This is a genomic window from Ruegeria sp. CDSA079, from assembly GCF_059612245.1.
The window spans coordinates 1-23,403 of sequence record NZ_JBXWQF010000022.1; the positions used below are offsets into that span (position 1 = coordinate 1).

At 56.0% G+C, this 23,403-nt stretch carries 19 protein-coding genes; 13 read left to right on the forward strand and 6 right to left on the reverse strand.

What is annotated here, in order from left to right; all coding sequences use genetic code 11:
- Window positions 1-352: 352 nt before the first annotated feature.
- Window positions 353-1,345, forward strand: a complete 993-nt coding sequence (locus tag AC2FJZ_RS18525; RefSeq protein ID WP_496779493.1) for a DMT family transporter — start codon at window positions 353-355, stop codon at window positions 1,343-1,345.
- Between the two features lie 1,439 nt (window positions 1,346-2,784).
- Here AC2FJZ_RS18525 and AC2FJZ_RS18530 read toward each other — a convergent pair.
- From AC2FJZ_RS18530 to AC2FJZ_RS18545, 4 genes are all read right to left on the reverse strand, one after another.
- Window positions 2,785-3,948, reverse strand: a complete 1,164-nt coding sequence (locus AC2FJZ_RS18530; RefSeq protein WP_496779494.1) for a M20 aminoacylase family protein — start codon at window positions 3,946-3,948, stop codon at window positions 2,785-2,787.
- Between the two features lie 180 nt (window positions 3,949-4,128).
- Window positions 4,129-4,698 carry a hypothetical protein gene (locus AC2FJZ_RS18535; RefSeq protein ID WP_496779495.1) on the reverse strand — a complete coding sequence of 190 codons (570 nt, stop codon included), beginning with the start codon at window positions 4,696-4,698 and terminating at the stop codon, window positions 4,129-4,131.
- 37 nt (window positions 4,699-4,735) lie between these two features.
- Complete coding sequence (locus AC2FJZ_RS18540) at window positions 4,736-5,935, reverse strand: tyrosine-type recombinase/integrase (RefSeq protein ID WP_496671200.1); 1,200 nt, start codon at window positions 5,933-5,935, stop codon at window positions 4,736-4,738.
- Window positions 5,936-6,129: 194 nt separating this feature from the next.
- On the reverse strand, window positions 6,130-7,152 hold the full coding sequence (locus AC2FJZ_RS18545) for a LacI family DNA-binding transcriptional regulator (RefSeq protein WP_496671197.1): 1,023 nt from the start codon (window positions 7,150-7,152) through the stop codon (window positions 6,130-6,132).
- 136 nt (window positions 7,153-7,288) lie between these two features.
- Between AC2FJZ_RS18545 and AC2FJZ_RS18550 the strand changes: the two genes are divergently transcribed.
- The 8 genes from AC2FJZ_RS18550 to AC2FJZ_RS18585 all read left to right on the forward strand — a co-directional run bounded on the left by AC2FJZ_RS18550 (window position 7,289) and on the right by AC2FJZ_RS18585 (window position 14,093).
- The gene (locus AC2FJZ_RS18550) at window positions 7,289-7,474 is read left to right on the forward strand and encodes a hypothetical protein (RefSeq protein WP_050602530.1); all 186 of its coding nucleotides are present in this window, start codon (window positions 7,289-7,291) and stop codon (window positions 7,472-7,474) included.
- Between the two features lie 24 nt (window positions 7,475-7,498).
- Window positions 7,499-8,644, forward strand: a complete 1,146-nt coding sequence (locus AC2FJZ_RS18555) for a TRAP transporter substrate-binding protein (RefSeq protein WP_496779497.1) — start codon at window positions 7,499-7,501, stop codon at window positions 8,642-8,644.
- 111 nt (window positions 8,645-8,755) lie between these two features.
- The gene (locus tag AC2FJZ_RS18560) at window positions 8,756-9,268 is read left to right on the forward strand and encodes a TRAP transporter small permease (RefSeq protein ID WP_050602528.1); all 513 of its coding nucleotides are present in this window, start codon (window positions 8,756-8,758) and stop codon (window positions 9,266-9,268) included.
- An 11-nt stretch (window positions 9,269-9,279) separates the two neighbouring features.
- Window positions 9,280-10,608, forward strand: a complete 1,329-nt coding sequence (locus AC2FJZ_RS18565) for a TRAP transporter large permease (RefSeq protein WP_496671190.1) — start codon at window positions 9,280-9,282, stop codon at window positions 10,606-10,608.
- A 12-nt stretch (window positions 10,609-10,620) separates the two neighbouring features.
- Window positions 10,621-11,928 (forward strand): histidinol dehydrogenase, encoded by a 1,308-nt coding sequence (gene hisD / locus AC2FJZ_RS18570; RefSeq protein ID WP_496671187.1) that lies wholly within the window; start codon window positions 10,621-10,623, stop codon window positions 11,926-11,928.
- Window positions 11,921-12,682: an SDR family NAD(P)-dependent oxidoreductase gene (locus tag AC2FJZ_RS18575; RefSeq protein WP_496779499.1), complete on the forward strand. Its 762-nt coding sequence runs from the start codon at window positions 11,921-11,923 to the stop codon at window positions 12,680-12,682. Before hisD ends, AC2FJZ_RS18575 begins: the two co-directional genes overlap by 8 nt.
- Window positions 12,679-13,659, forward strand: coding sequence for an alcohol dehydrogenase catalytic domain-containing protein (locus tag AC2FJZ_RS18580; protein WP_496779501.1), 981 nt, complete (start codon window positions 12,679-12,681; stop codon window positions 13,657-13,659). The genes AC2FJZ_RS18575 and AC2FJZ_RS18580 overlap by 4 nt, the downstream gene beginning before the upstream one ends.
- Window positions 13,660-13,682: 23 nt before the next feature.
- Window positions 13,683-14,093, forward strand: a complete 411-nt coding sequence (locus tag AC2FJZ_RS18585) for a universal stress protein (RefSeq protein WP_050602523.1) — start codon at window positions 13,683-13,685, stop codon at window positions 14,091-14,093.
- Between the two features lie 86 nt (window positions 14,094-14,179).
- On the opposite strand, the gene AC2FJZ_RS18590 is transcribed toward AC2FJZ_RS18585, so the two are convergent.
- Window positions 14,180-16,228: an ASKHA domain-containing protein gene (locus tag AC2FJZ_RS18590; protein ID WP_496779503.1), complete on the reverse strand. Its 2,049-nt coding sequence runs from the start codon at window positions 16,226-16,228 to the stop codon at window positions 14,180-14,182.
- A gap of 206 nt (window positions 16,229-16,434) precedes the next feature.
- Here AC2FJZ_RS18590 and guaB point away from each other — a divergent pair, with 206 nt between their 5' ends.
- The 3 genes from guaB (at window position 16,435) to AC2FJZ_RS18605 (ending at window position 21,532) form a co-directional block, all read left to right on the forward strand.
- Window positions 16,435-17,883 carry an IMP dehydrogenase gene (gene guaB, locus AC2FJZ_RS18595; protein ID WP_496779505.1) on the forward strand — a complete coding sequence of 483 codons (1,449 nt, stop codon included), beginning with the start codon at window positions 16,435-16,437 and terminating at the stop codon, window positions 17,881-17,883.
- Between the two features lie 90 nt (window positions 17,884-17,973).
- Window positions 17,974-19,131: an RsmB/NOP family class I SAM-dependent RNA methyltransferase gene (locus AC2FJZ_RS18600; protein WP_496779507.1), complete on the forward strand. Its 1,158-nt coding sequence runs from the start codon at window positions 17,974-17,976 to the stop codon at window positions 19,129-19,131.
- 109 nt (window positions 19,132-19,240) lie between these two features.
- Window positions 19,241-21,532: an ATP-binding protein gene (locus AC2FJZ_RS18605; RefSeq protein ID WP_496779509.1), complete on the forward strand. Its 2,292-nt coding sequence runs from the start codon at window positions 19,241-19,243 to the stop codon at window positions 21,530-21,532.
- A 5-nt stretch (window positions 21,533-21,537) separates the two neighbouring features.
- Here AC2FJZ_RS18605 and AC2FJZ_RS18610 read toward each other — a convergent pair whose 3' ends face one another.
- Entirely contained in the window at window positions 21,538-22,131 is a 594-nt protein-coding gene (locus AC2FJZ_RS18610; protein ID WP_496779511.1) for a sulfotransferase family 2 domain-containing protein, read from the reverse strand.
- Window positions 22,132-22,323: 192 nt separating this feature from the next.
- Between AC2FJZ_RS18610 and recA the strand changes: the two genes are divergently transcribed.
- Complete coding sequence (gene recA / locus AC2FJZ_RS18615) at window positions 22,324-23,391, forward strand: recombinase RecA (RefSeq protein WP_496669976.1); 1,068 nt, start codon at window positions 22,324-22,326, stop codon at window positions 23,389-23,391.
- Window positions 23,392-23,403 lie beyond the last annotated feature (12 nt).

Sequence of the window (23,403 nt, forward strand, 5' to 3'; positions counted from 1 at the left end):
GGCTGATCCCTCCCTTTAGGAAGAATTGAATCAGCAACTTACCAACCGATCAAGCCCGAGTTTTTCAACAAAATAGGAAAAGGCCAAGTTCAACGCGTTCAATGTCCGTTTTCGGGAAAACGCGCTGCATTGCCGCGAAGTTCTCCGCGACGTGACGCGAGTTCGATCGCGAAGTTCGCCGCATCTGCATCAGGCTGCTAAGTCCGCATTGTAGACATTGGTCCAGATTAGTGGAACGGCGGATTCTGTGCCGAAGCGGTAAAGCCGAGACCGTTTTCTGCGGGCCTCCCCGGAACTCAATTTCACGTTATTTGTTCGCTGGAACGCAGCTACAGTCACAATAAAGATCGACGTGTCGTTGTCGCAAATGATGCAGAACGTACTCGCAGACACAACTAGGCTGGCTCTGGGTTTGGAGTTTATTGCAATTACGACTACTGACAACATACCGAGCTCTTCAGGCGCCCATCAACACGGTGTTCTGTTTGTTTTTGCCGCTGGCGTTCTTTGGTCAACGGTGGGTCTCGGCATTCGCCTGATAGAAGAGGCCGGCGTCTGGCAAATCCTGCTCTACCGCTCGATGGCGATGTCGCTGTTCCTCTATGTCGTTATTTGCTTTCGGTCTGGTGAAAACCCGTTCGTTCAGCTTCGCCGAACCGGCTTGCCCGCTGTTGTCGCTGCCTTGTCTTTGCTGGCTGCTTATTCTGGCGCGATTTACGCAATACAGAATACATCTGTTGCCAACGCGATGTTGCTCTTTGCTACAGCACCGTTTTTGACGGCTGTTCTAGCATGGATTGTCCTTCGAGAGCCTGTACGCAGAGCGACTTGGATTGCAATCGTGATCGCACTGGTTGGAATTGCGATCATGGTTGTCGATAAATCAGGAAACGTTGTTCTGAAAGGCAGCCTAGCCGCACTTGGGTCCGCGTTCGGTTTCGCTGTCTTTACAGTTGCGCTGCGCTGGGGTCGAACGTCAGAGATGCTGCCGTCCGTGTTTCTGTCTGGGCTCTTCGGAGTCATCATCACCCTTGCGATCTGCCAGCTTCAAGGTCTTTCGCTGATCACAAGCCTGAATGACGGCAGCGTAGCCTTTGCCATGGGGATCTTTCAGGTCGGGGCCGGTTTGATCCTCTACACCATTGGATCGAGAAGTCTGCCAGCGGCAGAACTCACTCTCCTATCGTTGGCTGAATTACTACTGGGCCCGCTTTGGGTTTGGCTTTTCTTAGGAGAAACCGCGACGACCGACACGCTGATCGGAGGCGCGGTCCTGCTTGCCGCGATTGTCGGAAACGCAATGTCTGGACAACGCCGCAAGCCTCCTCCAATCACAGGTCCATAACTGAAGTTCGGTCCAAATTCGGGTGATTTGAGCACAACGACGAATGGCAGTTTCGTCCGCTCAGCGGCCACAGCCCGAATTTTTCAAATGTCTTCGGTTTACAATAGCTGCGATTGAGGTTGGGGCGTTTTAAAAGGTCCTGACCCTAGAGCAATCGTAGGGGCTGGCTGAGGCGGGTCGGGCCAGCCCCTATCTTCATCACGAGGGGGTAAGTTGATAATTTAATCCCACACTACTCAATTGGCGTCTTGCCCTAAATTGGGGGATTCCCGTAATGCAGCAAGCTCAGTCGAAATAGTCTGTTTCCAAAGTGCGAACGGTAAGTTTCAGAACGAGCCGTGGACACAACTTTGCCACAATGCGATCCTCTTCCCGTGGGCGGCACGTGAAGATTTTTGGGTGATCCGGTCTTTCTAGCCGGATTTTAGGGGGTTGTTGAGTTCGGCGTGTCGCCCCACGAGCTTTTCATTATCTGTTCGAAGATTGAATTGCGATTTTTGAATGTCAGGAGGCTACCGCACCTTTCATCCCATGGGCGCAATTTGAACAAACGGCAAATCTATCAGAGTGAGGCGGCGCGCCCTGATGGGGATTTACGATTTTAATGAGGGGGTACGAGTTCGGCGCGTCGCAGTTCTCGCAACAATGGGCTAGCGGTCAAATAACTCCTGCCTCTGCGCGGGGCATTTTTTGCGGTATTGTCTCACAAATTCAATACACGGGTGATGGTGGGTATGCGTTTTGATTAAAATAGACGGTCGAGTTTTCGCTGATTAGCTTCATGCTCAAGCATGTGCCGCACAAGGTTTGGTCGATTAAACCATAGGATTTCTTACACCTTGTCCAATAGACCGTTAGTCGATTGGCAGATTCCGCTTGCTATCCAAATCTGAACGGCAATCTGTTCGTCATTTATCCAAACCGCTCTAACGGTCTAACCGGACGACTCAAATCGTGCCAATCAGCGCAGCGCGGAGCTAAATCCGACGCATTTGGAAAACTACGCAGATTCCTACGCGGGAAGGTGCCGATGACTACGCGGATACTGCCTTTCCCGTTTGATCGAGCGCGAAGTGAAGAACCCTCTTCAACCTTATCATTTGTTCATGCGAGGCGTGGCTCGCTTTCTAACTGTGGCTACCCTCTCAAAATTCGAAACCGTTTTGCCAGAAATCGTGGCCTATGCGTATTCGATCTGCCAATCGTTTGCGGAAGCGCAAGGCCCGCTACAAGCGGCGACTGCTGCCCGCAGCATAACTGCAATTTTCGAGAAGATCTGCTGCCGATCGAAGCGGCACAGGGCCCATGAGTAGCCGCAAGAAAGAGCATGACTTAAGTGCAAAGTAATCTCTTCCTACTAACCAACTGACGGCAAACCATCTAACCAGGAAATAGGTTTCTTAGTACAGCGGTTGTCGTATTGGGTCAGCTACTCCTGATCAAATTGGCATGCGCCTCTCCGCCATCTCCGCGTACCATGTACTGCCTGCCGGGATTATGTCGTCGTTGAATTCGTACGCCGGGTTGTGCAGGGCGGCGCTGTCACCATTGCCGATGAAGAGATAAGCCCCGGGCCGTTCGGCCAGCATTTCAGAGAAATCCTCGCCGGGCATGACCGGGTCGAATTCACGGATTACATTGCCGGAAACTGCCTGTGCCACCTTAGCAGCGCGCGCAGCGGCTTCTGGGTTGTTGATGGTGGGTGGCACGCGTGAAGTGTAATCTAGATGTGCTTTTGCGCCGTTTGCTTGCGCCGTCAGTTCGGCAAGCTCGCGTAGACGTTTTTGCACGATCTCATGTACGTCAGCATCGAAATAGCGCACCGTACCACGCAATATTATCTCTTCCGGGATAACGTTGAAGGTATTGCTGTCACTGCGCAGTCCGCAGGTGGAAACAACAACGGATTTTAACGGATCGATATTGCGTGCCGCGATGGTCTGTAGCGCGGTAATCACCTGCGCAGCAGCCACGGTTGTATCCACCGCAATATGAGGTAGCGCCGCGTGGCCTCCCTTGCCCTTGATTGTGAGTTCGAAAAACGCAGTAGCGGCCATTTGCGGTCCGTCGCGCACTGCAAACTGACCAGCTGGAATGCCCGGCCAATTATGCATACCATAAACTTCCTGAATGCCCCAACGGTCCATCAATCCATCGTCAAGCATCGCGCGCGCGCCACCGCTACCTTCTTCAGCGGGCTGGAAAATCAGCACTACGGTACCGTTGAAATTGCGCGTCTCGGCTAGGTATTTCGCAGCACCAAGCAGCATTGCAGTATGTCCGTCATGACCGCATGCGTGCATAACGCCAGGATTAGTCGAGGCGTACGATAAACCTGTGGTTTCCGGAATTGGCAATGCATCCATGTCCGCTCGAAACCCAATCGCCTTGCCTGATGTCTGCGTTCGACCGTGAATCACGCCCACTACCCCGGTCCGGCCGACGCCAGAGACCACATCATTGCAGCCAAACTCAGTGAGCAATTTGACCACCTTTGCAGCAGTTCGATGTTCTTCGAACCGCAGTTCGGGATGAGCATGAATGTCCCGCCGCCACTCAGTGATCTCGGCATGCATTTCGGCAAATCTGTTGCGGGCGGGCATGAGGTGCATCTCCTACTTCGTTCGGTCAGGACTATGGCTACAGGTCGGCACGCCCGCAACAAAATATGCCAAACTCGCCAGGTGAGACTCCGCCTTGAAGCAAGAGCAGCCTTCTGTTCTGTTTGCCTGAACGGCTAGAGTTTCGAAGCCACGAAAACAGAGGCATTGTCCGCAAAGCGGTCAATTGCCTTCGGTCTCACAAACGAAGCCTGATGTTACGCTGACGCGGCTGGTATCGAGCAGAGCCCAATAGCCGCTTTCGACTAAGATTCCATCTGGAAGCATCACGAAAGTAATCACGCTAGTGCCGCGCTCGCCGAAGCTCTCTGACCTGTGGCAAGCATGAAAGCCGTTTCGTTGGTCATTGCACTTGAGCAACCAAGTGCGCTCGATGTCGTGGTCATCCCAGGTAAAAATACCCTGATCACCGTCAATGCTATACGTGTGATTTGGCCTGTCAGGGTGAGTGCAGGACATCTCCAAAGACACTGCCGCAGTACCAACAAGCATCAGAGTGCTTGCAGGTAGAATGATCCGTTGAAAGGTTGACATGCGTCCACTGTGCATCGCTGCCGTTCCGCCTTGCAAGCTCTCTAAATCCGATGGGCCGCTGGCGGCAACGGCCTTTGCTTTGAATGTCTGCTCCGTCCGCACAACGGTCACAGCCCAAATTTTGACGAACGTCTGCAATTTAGTGTGAAGCTGCAGTTGAATATATGCTTGTTTTCGGGTCTTGCCCCCAGAGTACACAAAATTTGTTTCATAAACGAACCGAGCCGCTGCCTATCTAACCGCGAAGCTGCAATATCTTGCTTTCGGTCTGGGCTACGAAATCGGCCCATTTCTGCATGAGGACACGTCGCTTATCCAGCAGATCCGAGCGCGCATAGGACCGCTCCACCTTATTGCCGATGGCATGAGCTAAGGCCGTTTCCCCGGTTTCGAAACTTGCCGTTTCATTGTCCTGAATCCACATCCTGAACGACGACCGAAAGCCGTGTATGCGACCCACTTCATTTAGATGGTTCAGTACCTTCGCCATGGCAACGTCGCTGACGCCTTTATTCGTCCTCGGGCTTGGAAACAGGAAGTCATTGCGGCGTAGTTCGCGGCATATCTCAACCACGTTCATGGCCTCGGTCGATAGAGGGATACGGAAATCCTGCACTTTGCCTCGTTCGCCTTTCATGCGCTCTTTTGGGACCGTCCACACGTCGCCGTCAATCTCATCGAATCGAGCCCCGCGAACGGGCATCCCGCGCGCCGCCGTCAGGATCGTGAAACGCAGAGCTAGGTAAGAAGGGTGATGTTGATCCAGCCGCGAGTACAGATCAGGGATCTCTTGCCAAGGCGTTGCGGGCAGGGGCTTTTGAACGCGCTCGACATAACCCAACATATGACGGGCCGCGTCACAGATGAACGGTTCCGCCTCATAGCCCATCAACTTTGCCTGCCGCAGAACCATGCGAGTGCGGTACATCGCCTTGTCGGCAGTCTCGTGCTTGGTGCGCCAGATCGGTTTCAAGGCATCGTGAATATCGCGCTGGTGCAGGGTGCTGATTCTGCGATTGCCGATCTTGGGGATTACGTGGTTCTTGAGCGGCGAAAACCACATGCCTCGCTTGCCATCGCCGCGCAGACGCTCCTTGCGCCCATCGAACACCAGTTGTGCCATTTCCTCAAACGTAGGGTCGTTCTGGCTGTTTTCTTCCTCTAAGCGCCGACGCTCACGTTCCGCAATCGGATCTTCGCCGCGTTCCGCGAAGGCGGTCCACTTAGATCGTTCTTTACGTGCATCATGCAGGGACATGTCAGGGTAAGAGCCCAAGCCCATATCTCGCCGCTTTCCATTGATCTGGAAACGGAATGTCCAGCGCCCGCCGCTCTGCGACCGCTTTAGGGATAGGCCGCCACCATCCTGCACGACGCTGCCGGGAGGCGCGTTCTTTACTTGTGTCGCGGAAAGTCGGTTATTTCCTCTTGCCATATCTGCCCCACATTCTGCCCCATACGTGCGTTGGGTTGATTTGCCACATGATGACACAATTAGCTACAAGTGAAATTTGCAAAATGGAACACAAACTGTGGGTTACGTTCTATTTGCGACATGTTGCAACAGCAACATGGTGCTCGCTACCCACTCCAGAATCCAGTCTCATGTGTTACGTGGTTTCCCGGCGCTTAAACTGTTGCTGCCTGCAAAGATTCTCGGTTTATCAGTCGTGTAGATAGTTCAACTGAACGACCGGACGCGCTTGTTTCGATCATGTGAATCAATTCCAGCGCCGCTTTTTGCCCCATTTCACGATGAGGGACATGAACCGTGGTCAGCGCGGGCGAAACGATACGGGCTAATTCGATGTCGTCGAACCCGGTGATCGAAACATCGTCAGGCACGCGCAGCCCCATCTCTTGCGCCTGGCGTATAGCACCCACTGCCAGAACGTCGTTGCCGCAAAGAACTGCGGTCGGGGCAGGGGCGTAAGACATGAGATCCCTGAAGGCTTCAGCGCCATTTTCGATTTCATAGGTGGTTTCGACTACGAACAGATCATCCGGCGCCAGTCCGTTCTCGGCCATCGCGTCTTTGATACCCGCGATTCTCAACCGCGCGCGATCGTTACCCTTGCTGATGCCCGAAATTGTCGCAAGATGCCTGTGCCCCAGCGCGATGACCTGTTGAGCGAGGGTATTCATGGCTTGCCGGTTGTCGAATCCGACCGAGGGTGTGCGGTTGGTCGGGTTGAAAGACCAGGCAACCAGCGCTGGCACCTTTTGCCGTTCGAGATAATCATATATCTGCTCTTCACGATCGTGACCGATCAGCAAAAGCCCATCAGCGCCGCGGGCAACCAGTGTTCTGATTTGCTCTTCTTCGGCTTCGGGCCTGTAGGCAGAGCTTGAGACGAGCAGCGTGTAACCGCGTTTGTGTAATTCTTCCTGAAACGCCTGCAAACCGCGCGCAAAAATGGCGTTTTCCATCGTTGGTATGATTGCTCCAATAGTAAATGACCGTTTTGCCGCCATCACGCGGGCTGCGAAGTTTGGCGTATATCCCAGTTCATCAACCGCGCACAAAACACGCTGGCGCGTGGCTTCAACAACCTGTTGCGGATTGTTCAGGCACCGCGACACAGTGGCGGTTGAAACCCCCGCAGCCTTGGCAACGTCATCCAACGTCGGTGCGGATCGATGTTTTGACATTTTCAAACCCGTTATTCCGTTTGCCTTAAGTTATGCGCTTTTTTGGGGCGATGGTAGTGCCTATGTAAGCGCTTGCATTTAGCATGTAAGCGCTTACAAATAGATTTAAGAGCCGATTCTGTAAGGAGTCCCAAATATGTTTGTCGCTGCATCTGCCGTCGTTTTTGCGATCTACTTCGCCAACGTCGCCCTGGGTGCCTATGCGAACAGCGCGTTTCTTGGGGACGTTGGAGAGATGTTGGTTCTGTTCGCGGCGTCGATCTTGTTCGTTGTCGCAATTCTGAAAAAGGAAGCTGACCGCGACGCAACAGACGGCAGCTGAATTTTTTGCTTGGGAGGGCAATTCATGAACAACGACAAGACCGAACTGGCGTCCGCTGAACGCCGCAATTTCCTGAAGTTGAGCGCAAGTGGTGCGTTTACCGCCGCTTTGGTAGCCGGGGCAGGCGGGGTGTTGTGGTCGTCCGAGGCCGCCGCGCAAACCGCCAAGGAAGAGCGCGAGCGCGAGCAGGCGGCAGAACATGTGATGACTGTGGCCACGGCTTATGTGCTGGGCGCCTCACGCAGCTATCCAATCATGCAACTGGATCTGAAAGAGAACATTCAGAACGCCACCAATGGTAAGGTCTATGTCAAACTGGCACCGGGCGGGCAGTTGGGTGCAGGTGGTTCACTGGTGCAGAAAGTGCAGGGTGGAACCATTCAGGCTGCGCAGCATTCGCTGTCGAACTTCGCGCCTTTTGCGTCGACCGTTGACCTGATCAACATGCCGTACCTTTGTGGCTCGAACCAGCGTTTCACCAACCTTGTCCATTCGGACACGTGGGAGAACGAGGTTCATCCCAAGGTCGAGGCTGCGGGCTTCAAGGCCCTGTTTTACGTGAATATCGATCCGCGTGTTGTTGCAGTTCGTCAGGGTGGTAACGCCGTTATTACTCCAGGCGACATGAGCGGCATCAAGTTCCGTGTTCCCGGCTCAAAGATGCTTCAGCAATATTATCGCATGGTTGGCGCCAACCCGACACCTGTCGCCTGGGGTGAGACACCTTCGGCCATTAAACAGGGTGTCGCGGATGCGCTTGATCCTTCTGTCGGCGCGCTGTTTGTCTTCGGTTTCAAGGACATCCTGAGCCACGTGACCTTCACGCAGGCGGTGCCGGACAGTCAGGTGTATTCCTGCAATCTTGAGTGGTTCAACTCAATGCCAGCAGACGTTCAGGACGGCATCATGTGGGGGTCTGAAATGACCGCGCATCAAAACCTGTCCAAGGTTCCGTCTGCTCGTGCTTATGCCATGGCCGAGTTGAACAAGGCGGGCGTAGAATTCCACTCGCTCAGCGATGATCAACTGGCCGAATGGCAGGATGCGGGTGGCTATCAGAACGCCGATTGGGACCCGTTCAAGACCGAGCTGGCCGGGTCAATGGAAAACTTCGAAAAGCTGGTCGAAGCCGCCGGAACGCAGGGCAAATACTACGTTCACGACGCATAGTACCCAAACTGTGGACGCCGTTTTGGCGTCCACAACCTTGTCGCACAGACCGACTGCAATACTCTTGCCGTTCCGGGCAAGGGGATCGCTGTCCTATCGCCGGGGGATCTGATGACCATTCTTCAAAACCTTGACCGAAACGCAGAGCGCTGGTTGCTGCTGGTTTTCTACGTGATGCTGGTGATCACCATGGCGATCGAAGTGCTGCGGCGTGAGATATTCGCCTATTCCTCGATCTGGGGCGAAGAGATCGTTCGCTATTCCTTTATCTACCTCGCCTGGATTGGCGCGGCTGCGGCGGTCAAGGAACGCGCCCATATCCGTATTGATGTCATCATGCACTACCTCAGTCCTCGTCCCAAGGCGGTGCTGTATATCTTCGGCGATCTGGTGATGTTCGCCGTGGCCGCTATTGCACTCTACTGGTCTTATGAAGCGGTGCATGTTTCAGCAAAATTTGGCTCGGTGACGGATGGTCTGCGGGTTTCAAAAGTTTGGTTCCTGATGGCTGTACCCACCGGATTTGCGCTGATGATCTGGCGACTGATCCAATCCCTGATGCGTGATTTGAAATGTCTGCGAGACGGCACACCCGTCTTCGAAGGCGACAAGTTGTTTGACTGAGGAGACGCGCAATGCTTTGGAATTCCCTCAATCAAACCGTTGAACTGGGCTGGGACTTTTATGTCCCTGTGATCCTGTTCGTTGCTTTGATCGCTATGGCTGTGCCTGTATGGGCCGCCATTGGGTCGGCAGCCATCGTGATGCTGATCATGTCCGGCGACCTGCCGCTAAGCCTGGTGGGCGAGAGCCTGTTCACTGGTATCGACGCCTTTGCTCTAACTGCCGTTCCCCTGTTCATTCTAACCGGGGACGTGCTGGTTCGAACAGGATTGTCGCGTAAATTTCTGGACGTGGCCGAGGCACTGACGTGCTTTGCCAAGGGCGGTTTCGGGTCGGCTACGGTGCTGGTCTGCGGCATGTTTGCTGCAATCTCGGGTTCGGATGCTGCAGGGGCTGCAGCTGTGGGACGAATGACCATTAATCGTCTGGTCGAAAGCGGTTATCCGCGCCCTTATGCCTGTGCTCTGGTCGCGGCAGGGGCCTGCACCGGTATTCTGATCCCACCGTCGATTGCATACATCATCATCGGGCTTGTACTGGGTATTTCCGCCTCGACCCTGTTTCTGGCCGCATTGATCCCCGGTCTGGCCATTCTGGTGTCGATCCTGATCACCAACATCATCATGAACCGTCTTTATGCCTATGAAGGTGGTGGACTGATGACCATGAGTGAATGGTTGTCCAATCTGGGCAAAGCCCTGAAATCTGGTTGGTATGCCTTCATCGTGCCGGGTATCATTTTCTACGGCATCTTCTCGGGCCGCCTGACGCCGACCGAGGCCGGTGCGACTGCAGTTGTTGTCACTATCATCATGGGTTTCATCCTGCGCACACTGACACTGGCCGATTTTCCGTCGATGCTGGTCAGTTCTGCCAAGGTGAACGGGGTAATCCTGCCGATCATCGCCTTCTCTGCACCACTGGCCGAGGCGCTGGCGATCATGGGGGTTCCGCAGGGATTTGTGACCTCGATAACGGCAATGACCGACGATCCCTATCTGCTGATCCTGTTGATGATCGGCATTCTGATCGCTGCTGGCTGTGTCATGGAGACGACGCCCAATATTGTGATCCTGGCACCGATCTTGAAACCGCTGGCGGATAATATCGGAATGAATGAGATTCAGTTCTGCATAATGATGATCACCGCGCTGGGTGTTGGTTTCATCACGCCTCCGCTGGGTCTGAACCTGTTCGTTGTATCTGGCATTACCGGAGAGTCGATTCTGAAGATTGCCGTCCGGGCTGTGCCCTTCGTATTGACCATGCTGATCGTGGTGCTCTTGATTGCCTACGTACCAGCTGTCTCGACCACCTTGCTTCCTGAAATCTACCAATAGGACCTGTTGAACATGCCGCGTGACTATCTGAAAAAGGCAACCTTGACGGCGGAGTCTCATGCGACCGAGGTGCATGATACGGTCAAGACTATCCTGTCTGAAATCGAGACCGGAGGCGACGCCAAGGCATTGGAATACGCCGTCAAATTCGACAAGTTCGAAGGCAATGTCCTGATGACCCAGGACGAGATCGACGCCGCCATCGCCTTGGTGCCCGAGAAGTTGAAGGCCGATATCCGTTTTGCCCATGACAACGTACGCCGCTTTGCCGAGACGCAAAAGGCCACCGTGTCAGATGTCGAGACTGAGATCGTGCCCGGCGTTGTTGCAGGGCAAAAGGCTATCCCGGTTGATGCGGCGGGTTGCTATGTGCCCGGCGGGCGCTATAGCCATGTCGCCAGCGCGATCATGACGGTGACCACGGCCAAGGTGGCCGGGTGTCGCCACATCACCGCGTGCTCTCCACCCCGTCCGGGCGAAGGCGTGGCGCCTGCGATCGTCTATGCTGCCCATATTTGCGGGGCCGACAGCATTCTGGCGATGGGCGGTGTGCAGGGCGTGGCCGCGATGACCTATGGCCTGTTTGGCCTGCCACGGGCGAATATCCTCGTGGGTCCCGGCAACCAGTTCGTGGCCGAGGCCAAGCGCATCCTCTACGGCAAGGTAGGCATCGACATGATCGCGGGGCCAACTGACAGCCTGATCCTGGCCGACAAAAGTGCTGATGCCCACGTGGTCGCAACTGATTTGGTCAGTCAGGCCGAACACGGATACAACTCGCCGGTTTGGCTGGTGACGGACGATCGCACTTTGGCTCAGAGCGTGATGGAACTGGTGCCGCAATTGATTGACGACCTGCCCGAGCTGAACAGGGAAAATGCTGCCGCCGCGTGGAGAGACTATGCCGAAGTGATCGTCTGCGGTGATCGCGAAGAAATGGCCGCTTGTTCCGATGACTACGCGCCCGAACACCTGACCGTTCAGGCCGAGGATCTCGACTGGTGGCTGGGCCGGCTGACTTGCTATGGTTCGCTGTTTCTGGGTGAAGAGACCACCGTGTCTTACGGCGACAAAGCCACCGGAACCAACCACGTTCTGCCGACCTCTGGCGCGGCCAGCTATACCGGCGGTCTGAGTGTCCATAAGTACATGAAGATCGTGACGTGGCAGCGCGCAACACGGGAAGGGTCCAAACCCATTGCCATTGCGACAGCGCGGATTTCGCGGCTGGAGGGGATGGAGGGGCACGCACGTGCGGCAGACGTGCGTCTGGCCAAGTATTTTCCGGATGAGCAGTTTGATCTGACCGCCGATGGATGACCCGCGCGCTTTGTTTGACCTGACGGGCAGGGTGGCCTGCGTTACCGGCGCAAGTTCGGGGCTGGGTCGGCAGGTTGCGCGCGCGCTCGCTGCCGCAGGCGCGCAGATTGTCGGCGTAGCGCGGCGTGAAGATGCGTTGGCGCAGATGCGGGCCGAGATTGGGTCCGGGTCTGCTTCGGTGGTGGCCGATGTCGCGGACCGAGACGGGATCAATGGCCTGGTCGAAGCTGTGGACGCAAAGTTCGGCGCGCCTGACATTCTGGTCCATGCAGCCGGGATAAACACGCGCGAGGTCGCTGATGATGTAACACCAAACGGGTGGGATGCCACGCTGGCGCTGAACCTCAGCGCACCTTTTTTTCTAAGTCAGGCTATGGTGCCTGCGATGAAGGCGAAAGGTTGGGGCCGCATTGTAAACTTCGCCTCGCTGCAAACAACGCGCGCTTTTCCTGGTGGTATCGCCTATGGCGCGACGAAGGCGGGTATCGGGCAATTGACCCGAGCCATGGCCGAGGCATGGTCGCCTTATGGGATCACCGCCAACGCTATTGGTCCCGGGTTCTTTCCCACTGAATTGACGCAGGCCGTTTTTGATGACCCCGAGCGTTCCAAGCGGAATGCCGCGCAAACCTGCATTGGGCGCAATGGTCGGATGCAGGACATAGATGGGCCGATCTTGTTTTTGTGCTCGCAAGCCTCTGACTATGTAACTGGACAAGTCTTGATGGTGGACGGAGGGTTTACAGCCAAATGAAAGCACTGGTGTACAAAGGCGTGGAGAAGATGGAATTCGGCGATGTCCCAGATTCCGTGCCTGACGCGTCTGAGCATTTGATCCGGGTCGAGGCCGCAGGTATCTGCGGATCGGACATGCACGCCTATCTCGGCCATGATGCGCGTCGTCCAGCCCCTTTGATCCTTGGCCACGAGGCCGCCGGGATGATTGTCGAAGGTTTACGCGCCGGAGACCGAGTGACGATCAATCCGCTGGTGAGCTGCGGTCAATGTCCAGCCTGCGTCGCGGGCCGGGAAAACCTGTGCCCCGAACGTCAAATCATCTCGATGCCGCCGCGGGAAGGGGCCTTTGCGCAGTTTGTCTCGATGCCGGACAGAAATCTGGTTGTTGTACCAGATCATGTCTCGTTCGCCAAAGCCGCTTTGGCGGAACCACTGGCCGTTAGCTGGCACGCGGTTAGGCTGGGACTTGAGGTGTTGCATCCGGCGATGTCCCGTAAGGCCCTGGTCATTGGTGGAGGCGCGATTGGATTGGCTGCTGCACTGGCCTTGCGCGCGATGGGGGCCGATGATGTCACCATCACGGAACCCAATGCTTTGCGAAGATCGCATTTGCAGCGCATTGAAGATTTTAAAGTCACGGACGCCGCGATAGGGAACTATTCGCTTGTCATTGATGCCGTGGGGTATGCGGCCACGCGATCTGTTGCATCTGCCGTTGCAGATCCCGGCGGCGTGATTGTTCATGTTGGCCTGGGCGAAGATACCGGCGGTTTGGACGTGCGCCGCATGACCTTGCAGGAAATCACCTTCATCGGCTCGTATACCTACACCGCGCAGGATTTCCGCCAGACTGCCGACGCTATCTTTGACGGGCGGCTTGGCGCGTTGGACTGGGTAGAGGAGCGTGCCTTGGCAGATGGCGCACAGGCATTTCGTGATATCCGCTCTGGTACTGTGGCTGCTCCTAAGATTATCCTGAGACCCTGGGCATAGCCCCGCCACATTTGGAGGCCTCTATGTATAAGAAAGTCCTTGTTCCGATGGCTTTGGATCATGGCCTATCGCAACACACGCTGGATGTTGCGCGCGCATTGACGGAAAACGAAGCCGAGATCATTGCCTTGCACGTTTACGAGATGCCACATGGGTCGGTCAGCGCCTTTCTGGACAAATCCGTTGTTGCCGAAGGGTTTGATCGTGCGCGACTGACATTGCTGAAAAAGGTCGAAGGGTTGTCGGGGGTTAAACCCGTGATCGTCAAAGGTCATACAGCCCGAACAATCATCGATTATGCAGTCGACAATGAGGTGGATTGCATTGTCATCGGTTCTCACAAACCGGGGCTGAGCGACTATTTTCTTGGATCGACAGCTTCACGTGTTGTCCGTCACGCACCTTGCGCTGTTCACGTGCATCGAAGGCAATAGCGGCTTCCGCGCCTAAAGATCCAAGGATACCGAAATGAAATGATGGAACGACCCGGAGAGGATTCCCGGGTCGTTCCATTTCTTGGTTAGCCGCGACGCCTGCGGCGACGCCCGCCGCCCCCTTCGGTTTCACCCCCCCCGGTGTTGAAACTGGGACGGGGCAACGTGACAACCTGTGCCAGTTCCGGGAACGGATCAGTTTTATGCGGGATTGCGTTGGCCGCGACGAAGTGATCCTGGAACTTGGGTTCGATGGCGGTTTCGATTTTCGTGATCTCGCGCACCACGCGTTCAATCTCGGACCGTGCGCCGATATTGCACAGTGCAATACGCGCACCAGTCCCTGCGGCGTTTCCTGCGCTTGAGACCTTGTCCAGCGGCGCATCCGGGATCATCCCCAGAACCATTGCGTGTTTGGTCGAGATATGCGCCCCGAACGCGCCGGCCAGAACCACACGGTCCACGCGGTCGACATCCATCTCATCCATCAGCAGGCGCGCACCGGCATAGAGCGCCGATTTCGCAAGCTGGATGGCGCGAATGTCGCCCTGGGTGACCGTGATGCGCGGGCCGCCTTCAGCGCTGGAATCGTGGATCAGATAGGCATTGGTGCGGCCTTCGGGGACGCAGCGCGCGGTTCCGGTCTGCTCGGCCGAGCCAATCAATCCGCTTTCGTCCAGCAATCCGGCGATACGCATTTCGGCCACGGCTTCGATGATACCGGAACCGCAGATGCCGGTGATGCCCGTGGTGGCGATGTCGAGGTCAAACCCGTCCTCATCCGACCATTTCTCGGACCCGATCACGCTGAAGCGGGGTTCTTTTGTGACAGGGTCAATCTCAATCCGCTCGATGGCGCCAGGCGCGGCGCGTTGGCCGGAACTGATCTGAGCACCTTCAAACGCTGGCCCGGTGGGCGAGGAACAGGCCAGAACACGGCTGGTGTTGCCCAGCAGGATTTCCGCATTGGTGCCGACGTCCACAATCAACACCAGATCCTCGGATTTGCCTGGCTCTTCCGACAGCGCTACAGCGGCACAGTCCGCACCCACGTGGCCTGCGATGCAGGGCAGTATATAGACCTGCGCACGGGGGTTCATGGTGGTCAGGTCCATTTCACGCGCGGGCAGGGACATGCTTTCCGAAGTGGCCAGAGCAAAAGGTGCTTGCCCCAATTCGACCGGATCCAGACCCAACAGCAAATGGTGCATGACCGGGTTACAGACAAACACGGTTTCCACGATCAGTGCGGCGTCGATCTCGGCCTCTTCAGCGATTGAAGTGGTCAGGTCGTTGATCGCCTCGCGCACGGCCCTGGTCATCTCCTGATCGCCGCCCGGGTTCATCATCGAATATGAAACACGGCTCATCAGGTCTTCGCCAAACCGGATTTGCGGATTCATCAGACCCGACGACGCCTTGACCTCACCCGTTTCCAGATCGGTCAGGTGGGCCGCAATGGTGGTCGAACCGAGGTCGATCGCCAGACCATAAAGCCCACCTTCATGCAGGCCGGGCCAGATTTCGACAATGCGGGCGACGTTGTCGTTGTGACCTTTGTGAACGGCCACCGTGACCTCCCACTTCCCCTTGCGCAGAACCGGTTGCAGCTTGGTCAACAGCGACAGATCTGCTGTGATAGCCTCGATCTGCCATTGTTCGCGCAGGGCACGTTCCAACCGCTCCAGATCGCCGGTGGGTGAGTGCATGTCGGGTTCTTCGACGACCACAAAATACAGGCGTGTCGCGGGATCCATGGTGATGGCGCGGGCCGCCGCGGCTTTGCGCACAACCTGACGGTGCACTTGGCTTTCGGGCGGGACATCGATCACCACATCGCCTTGAACCGACGCCTGACATCCCAGACGACGACCCGGTTTCAGGCCACGCTTATCGTCATAGCGCTGTTCAACCGCGTTCCATTCGCTCAGCGCGTTTTCGGACACAGTGACGCCATGCTTGGGAAACTCGCCATAGCTTGGGGTGATCTGACACTTGGAGCAGATTCCACGCCCGCCGCAGACCGAATCCAGATCCACGCCCAATTGGCGGGCCGCGGTCAATATCGGGGTGCCGACGGGAAAATGCCCGCGTTTGCCAGAGGGCGTAAAGACGACAAGAGGGTCGGTGGTCATTAGTGACATACCTTTTCATATTCGCGCGTATGTGGCGCAAGATATGATGTTGAGCAAAAAGGGAAAGGGCTATCAGCGGCACGATTTGCTCGGCTTGCGGCGTTTTCTGCGCTACCATAGCCCAGAGTTGCGTTGGGGGGCTTTCCCTTTGGTTCAATCCATGCGATAGCGTCGCCGTCAAACGGGCTTTTGCATGGGGTTATCAGATGCAGATTCGTGAGGCACTCACCTTTGACGACGTTCTCCTGGTTCCGGGCGCATCTTCTGTGCTTCCGGCGACGGCGGATACCACCACGCGTGTGACGCGTGAAATCACCATGAACATCCCGCTGCTGAGCTCAGCTATGGATACCGTGACCGAAGCCCGAATGGCCATCGCCATGGCACAAGCAGGTGGCATCGGGGTCATTCACAAGAACCTTTCGGTTGAAGAGCAAGCCCGTGAAGTGCGGCGGGTCAAGCGGTTTGAATCGGGTATCGTTTACAACCCGGTGACGTTGCGCGCAGATCAGACGCTGGCGGATGCACAGGCTTTGGTGGAACGCTATAACTTCACCGGCTTCCCCGTCGTGGATGCGGAAGGTCGTGTCGTGGGCATTGTGACCAACCGGGACATGCGTTTTGCGACTTCGGACGACACACCGATCAAGGCGATGATGACCGCTGACAATCTGGCCATGCTGCAAGAGCCGGCTGATCTGGAAGAAGCAAAAAGCCTGATGCGGGCCAGACGCATCGAAAAACTGCTTGTGGTAGACCGCCAAGGGAAACTGACCGGTCTTTTGACCTTGAAGGACACAGAACAGGCCGTCCTGAACCCAACCGCTTGCAAGGACCGGCTTGGTCGTTTGCGCGTGGCTGCCGCGACGTCGGTGGGTGATGCGGGCTTTGAGCGGTCCGAACAACTGGTGGATTCCGGTGTCGACATCATTGTGGTCGATACGGCCCATGGCCATTCTCGGGGCGTTCTGGACGCGGTTACACGCGCCAAAACGCTGTCGAACGAGGTCCAGATCATCGCAGGAAACGTTGCCACGGGTGAGGCCACCAAGGCGCTGATCGATGCTGGAGCTGATGCAATCAAGGTGGGCATCGGCCCGGGTTCGATCTGTACCACACGGATGGTCGCGGGCGTGGGTGTACCTCAGTTGACGGCAATCGGAGATTGCGCCGCCGCAGCAGGTGACGTTCCGGTCATCGCGGATGGTGGCATCAAGTTCTCAGGCGATTTTGCCAAGGCGATCGCCGCGGGGGCATCCTGCGCCATGGTCGGTTCGATGATCGCGGGCACCGATGAAAGCCCGGGCGAAGTGATCCTGTATCAGGGTCGGTCGTTCAAGTCTTATCGGGGGATGGGCAGCCTGGGTGCCATGGCACGCGGGTCGGCGGACCGGTACTTTCAGAAGGACGCGGCCAACGACAAGCTGGTGCCCGAAGGCATTGAAGGGCAGGTGCCCTACAAAGGATCGGCCAGCGCCGTCATCCACCAACTTGTGGGCGGTTTGCGGGCCGCGATGGGCTATACCGGCTGCGCGACTGTCGAAGAGATGCGCAAAAACTGCCATTTCGTTAAAATTACCGGCGCGGGCCTGAAGGAAAGCCATGTGCATGACGTTCAGATCACCCGCGAAAGCCCGAATTACCGGGGGATGTGAGAACTTGAGAACCATATACGGCGCTCGAATACGGGCGTCGTTTACGTTTGAAACGGCGAACGGGCTGTTTCGTTACAAGGTATTAATGCAATGACACCCGCCGCCCGCGTTCAGGCATCTATAGAAATTCTGGATGAGATTCTGACCGGAGCTCCGGTGGAAAAGGCGTTGACCGGTTGGGCGCGACGCAGCCGGTTTGCAGGCTCCAAAGATCGCGCGGCCGTACGGGACCATGTTTTCGACGCGTTGCGATGCAGACGGTCATATGCGGCGCTTGGTGGAAGCAATAGCGGTCGCGGATTGATGATCGGAGCGATCCGTGCCTCTGACGCGGATCCGGCCGGTTTGTTCACCGGCGACGGCCATGCGCCATTGCCGGTGCAGGATGCAGAGGCAGCGCTGGGTTTTGAAACCGAAGCGGAAAGGTTCGACATCCCGGAATGGCTGTGGCCGCGTTTTACCCAGTCTCTGGGCGGCGAAGCGGTGCCATGCGCACAGGCATTGCAGAGTCGGGCAGCCGTTCACCTGCGAGTCAATCTTTTGAAATCGGATGTCGCTAAGGCATCTGAGGCGTTGAAAGCCGAGGGGATTATCGCCCGTCCAACATCTGTGTGCCACACGGCGCTAGAGGTCACGGAAGGTGCCCGACGCATCGCACAAAGCCGGGCCTATGCCGAGGGTCTGGTCGAACTTCAGGATGCCGCGAGTCAGGCTGTCGTCTCAGCGCTGGAGCTAAAGCCGGGAATGCGTGTCCTGGATTATTGCGCAGGCGGTGGTGGCAAATCACTGGCGCTTGCAGCGAATAAGAGCATCGATGTCTTCGCGCATGACGTAAATCAGGGGCGCTTGAAAGACATTCCGATCCGAGCGGAACGGGCAGGGGCCAGAATAACTGTTCTGAACAGTTCAGATCTTGCGGGTTTAGCCCCTTTTGATGTGGTTTTGGCGGACGCGCCTTGTTCGGGCAGCGGATCATGGCGGCGAGCGCCTGCCGGAAAATGGGCGTTGACCGAGGAACGTCTGACAGAACTCACGCGCATTCAATCCGGTATTCTTAAGGAAATCGCGCCTTTGGTTCGTGCGGGAGGCGTATTGGCCTATGCGACTTGTTCGGTTCTCGACGATGAAAACAGCGCAGTTGTCACGCGATTTTTGGCTCAGCATTCGGGTTGGACTGAAACCTTCCGGAAATCATGGCCGGTTACTGGAAAGTCGGACGGGTTTTTCACGTCACACCTGACATCTTAAGACATTGGCGAAAGCAACCCAGGGTAGATTGGCGCTTGTCGAAATCCGTTAAGCGTGCGTTAACCAATTTAGCCTCTACTGCTGCCACCTTTTCGTCTGAGCCTATTTTATGTCTGACACTGCCGTATTTGTTCGAGATCCTTCCCTAGCCAACCTGCCATCAGCCACACGCATCGGTTCACTTTTGTGTCTTGCGTTTCTGATCATTTTGACACCGATGACGGGCATTCTGTCGTCGGACTGGAACGCGGGTCTGACAGTTGCCGGCATATCCCTGCTTGTTGTGGCGATCTGCGTCGCGATCAAGGTACATATGGCCAATGTCACCGCACAAAACAATGTGGCGGTCATGAGTGCTTGTGCGGAACACCAAGATGCTCCGTTTGTGGTCGCCAACACATTCGGGGAAGTTCTGACCGCCAACGCGCGGGCCAAGAAAAGGTTCGGGGCTGTACAAGGTATTCCGCTGACCTTGTGTTTGCGGTCTACGTTTTCGAACCCTCAGGCGGTTTTGTTGAGGTTGCAATCTCAAGTTCAATCAAACGGGCGTGCGTTTGAAGAGTTTCCGAACGGCGGAAATACATTGTCCGTGACCGCGTTTCGGCTAAGCGCTGATGTATTTTACTGGCGCTTTCAGGAAGGAGAGGCAGCTGTCAATGCAGAGCTGAGCATACCAGTACTGACAATTGGGCAAAGGGGTGAAATCCAACACGCAAATTTGGCCGCCACGCGCATGTTCGGCAACGCACCCAACAATATTCCGGACATCTTCTGTGGGGAAGTTCCCGTGAACGGGTCCGTAAACACTGTCCGATCTCGTGATGGGGTGGTGTCAGTCGCAGTGGCAGACCTGTCGCAAACCGGGACCAAACGATGTCTGGGGTTGGTCCCGCTGCCGAAACCCGCCGTGTCAGAGGCCGGGACATCTTTTGCAGATCTTCCGGTTCCAATTCTGAACCTGTCGACAGATGGTACGATCCTCGACACCAACAGATTGGCCGCGAAACTGCTTGGGAAGGATACGCTGAAAGGCACCAATATCGACCAAGTCATGCGGGGACTGCGCATACCTATTCCAGACTGGTTGGCGCGCACAGCGTCTGAAGAGGACGTCCAACGCACGGAGTTTCTGCAGCTGATCCGAGACGAAAAAGAGGTCTTTGTTCAGGTCACGTTAAGCAAAGTCGTTTCAGACGGCAAAGCGGGGCTGATTGCTGTATTGAATGACGCCACCGAACTGAAAACGCTGGAGGGTCAGTTCGTTCAGGGTCAAAAGATGCAGGCTGTGGGCCAATTGGCCGGGGGTGTGGCGCATGATTTCAACAATCTGCTCACGGCTATCTCGGGTCACTGCGATTTGCTCTTGCTGCGGCATGATCAAAATGACCCGGATTACGGCGATCTCGTTCAGATCAATCAGAACGCAAATCGCGCGGCCGCACTTGTCAGCCAGCTTTTGGCGTTTTCCCGCAAGCAGACCCTCAGACCCGAGGTGCTGGATCTGCGAGAAACGATCTCGGACCTGATTCACCTGTTGAACCGGCTGGTCGGTGAGAAAGTTCAACTGACGCTGAGCCACGATCCGGTATTGAAACCGGTGCGCGCCGACAAGCGCCAATTGGAGCAGGTGCTGATGAACCTGGTCGTCAATGCCCGCGACGCGATGGCGGACGGCGGCGAGATCCGCATTGAAACCGGGGTTGTGAATCTATCGCAACCGTTCAGCCGCGATCGGGCAACTGTGCAACCGGGTGAATATGTGACAGTCCGGGTTGTCGACAGTGGAACGGGCATCCCAGCGGACAAGCTGCAGAAAGTGTTTGAACCGTTTTATACAACCAAGCGCACGGGTGAGGGCACCGGGCTCGGGCTGTCCACGGTTTATGGCATCGTGAAGCAAACGGGCGGCTTCATCTTTGTAGACAGCGTTGTGGGGCGCGGCACTGAATTCACCGTCTTTTTGCCCGTTTGCGTGACCGCAGCCGAGGTTGAGGTCGATACGCCAAAGCAACCTGAAACGCATAACGCGCGGCAAGGGGAAGGGGTGGTGCTTTTGGTCGAAGACGAAGCTCCGGTCCGCGCCTTTGCGACGCGCGCCTTGCGCTTGAAGGGGTATACCGTGCTTGAAGCAGACTCGGCGGAAGAGGCGCTGAAACTGCTTGAGGATCCAGCGTTGAATGTCGATGTCTTTGTCACTGACGTGGTGATGCCGGGCATGGACGGTCCGACCTGGGTGCGCGAAGCGCAAAAAACACGCCCGGGTGCCCGCGTGGTCTTTGTGTCTGGGTACACCGAAGGGGCGTTCGGAGATTCGGGGCCGGATATCGCCAACTCCACCTTCCTACCGAAACCCTTTTCGCTTAATCAATTGACAGAAGCAGTGTTCCAACAGCTGAATTGACGGGCTCAGAGGGCCGCATCATAGAGCGCAAATTCCGCCGCGTGAGTCTCCCGGAACTGCACCTCGGTCTCTGGCGATAGGCTAAGATCTTTAAGGGGGGATACGTTTTCCTGCTGTAACGCGATCTGCGTGTTCAGACGGGTTTGCAGGAAATCCAGGATCTTGTCCTGATGATCGTATTTAAAAGTATGGATCGTCCCGGTGCTGTTGCTGCGAGTTTGAAAAAACTTGCTCTGGCTGCCGACATCGGCAAAGTCGGGGCGCGGCGACTGCATGTAGGCTTGAACAAATCTTTCAAAACTCATGTCACGAGTGGAACGGGGATGACCCTGCAAATCGTCGCGGCCGCGAAAACGATACCAACTGCCCAGCCAGTCTATCGGTTCACGCACGATGGCTATGATTTCCATTTCGGTGTGGCAGACTTTTTGAAAAATATTCTGAAAAAACCGATCATATCGGCGCACGGTGGCATGTTTCAATTCGGGCGGATGGGTCACGACAAGATCGGCCCGGTCGCGCAACGCTGTGTGATACGCCGTGCTGCCGGTCTTGGGAACCGCAAGAAAAGCCAGGCGTTCTTCATAAAAAACAAGCATATATCGCGTTCCGCTTCGACCTGATCCTTTTGGCAGATTGTCGTAAACGACTCTTTAACACAATTGCAGAAGAGTGAGTCTTGTAAGTTTTAGTTGAAATGTTCTCTTTTTGGTCCCATAAGGAACAAGAGGCGAACAAAGCAGCGATTGCCGCCCGTTCAAGGGTGTGACAAAAGGGAAGGCGACAGGACAATGGCGGATCTTCTGACAATGAGCGACAAGAAAAACGCAGACAAGCAAAAGGCGCTCGACAGTGCGCTGGCCCAGATCGAACGGCAGTTCGGAAAAGGCTCGATCATGAAGCTGGGCGAAGGTGCCACGCAGGATATCGAGGCAAGCTCGACCGGTTCGCTGGGGCTGGATATTGCGCTGGGAATTGGTGGTCTGCCAATGGGGCGAATTGTCGAGATTTATGGCCCTGAAAGCTCAGGTAAAACGACGCTGACGCTGCATTGCATTGCAGAGCAGCAAAAGCGCGGCGGTGTCTGTGCCTTTGTTGATGCGGAACATGCGCTGGACCCGCAATATGCCCGTAAGCTGGGTGTCGATCTGGACGAACTGCTGATTTCACAGCCTGACACGGGTGAACAGGCGCTTGAGATCACCGATACTTTGGTTCGTTCAGGTGCAGTAAATATGGTCGTCGTCGACTCGGTTGCGGCGTTGACGCCGAAATCCGAGCTTGAAGGCGATATGGGCGACAGCAGTGTTGGCGTTCAGGCCCGCCTGATGAGCCAGGCGATGCGGAAACTAACGGGTTCAATCAGCCGCTCGAACTGTATGGTCATCTTTATCAACCAGATCCGGATGAAGATCGGCGTCATGTTTGGCAGCCCCGAAACCACTACTGGTGGTAACGCACTGAAATTCTACAGCTCGGTTCGTCTGGACATCCGCCGCATCGGTGCGATCAAGGACCGGGACGAGGTTGTCGGCAACCAGACCCGCGTCAAGGTTGTGAAGAACAAGGTGGCACCGCCCTTCAAGCAGGTCGAATTCGACATCATGTATGGCGAAGGCATTTCGAAAATGGGTGAGTTGCTGGATCTGGGTGTCAAAGCAGGCGTGGTTGAAAAGTCAGGCTCATGGTTCAGCTATGGCGATGAACGGATCGGGCAGGGGCGTGAGAACGCTAAACAATACCTGCGTGACAATAGCCGTATTGCGCTGGACATCGAAGACAAGATTCGCGCCGCTCATGGGCTAGAATTTGACATGCCTCAGGGTGCCGCTGAGGATGATGACATCCTCGAAGCCTAACAGCCGCTGACG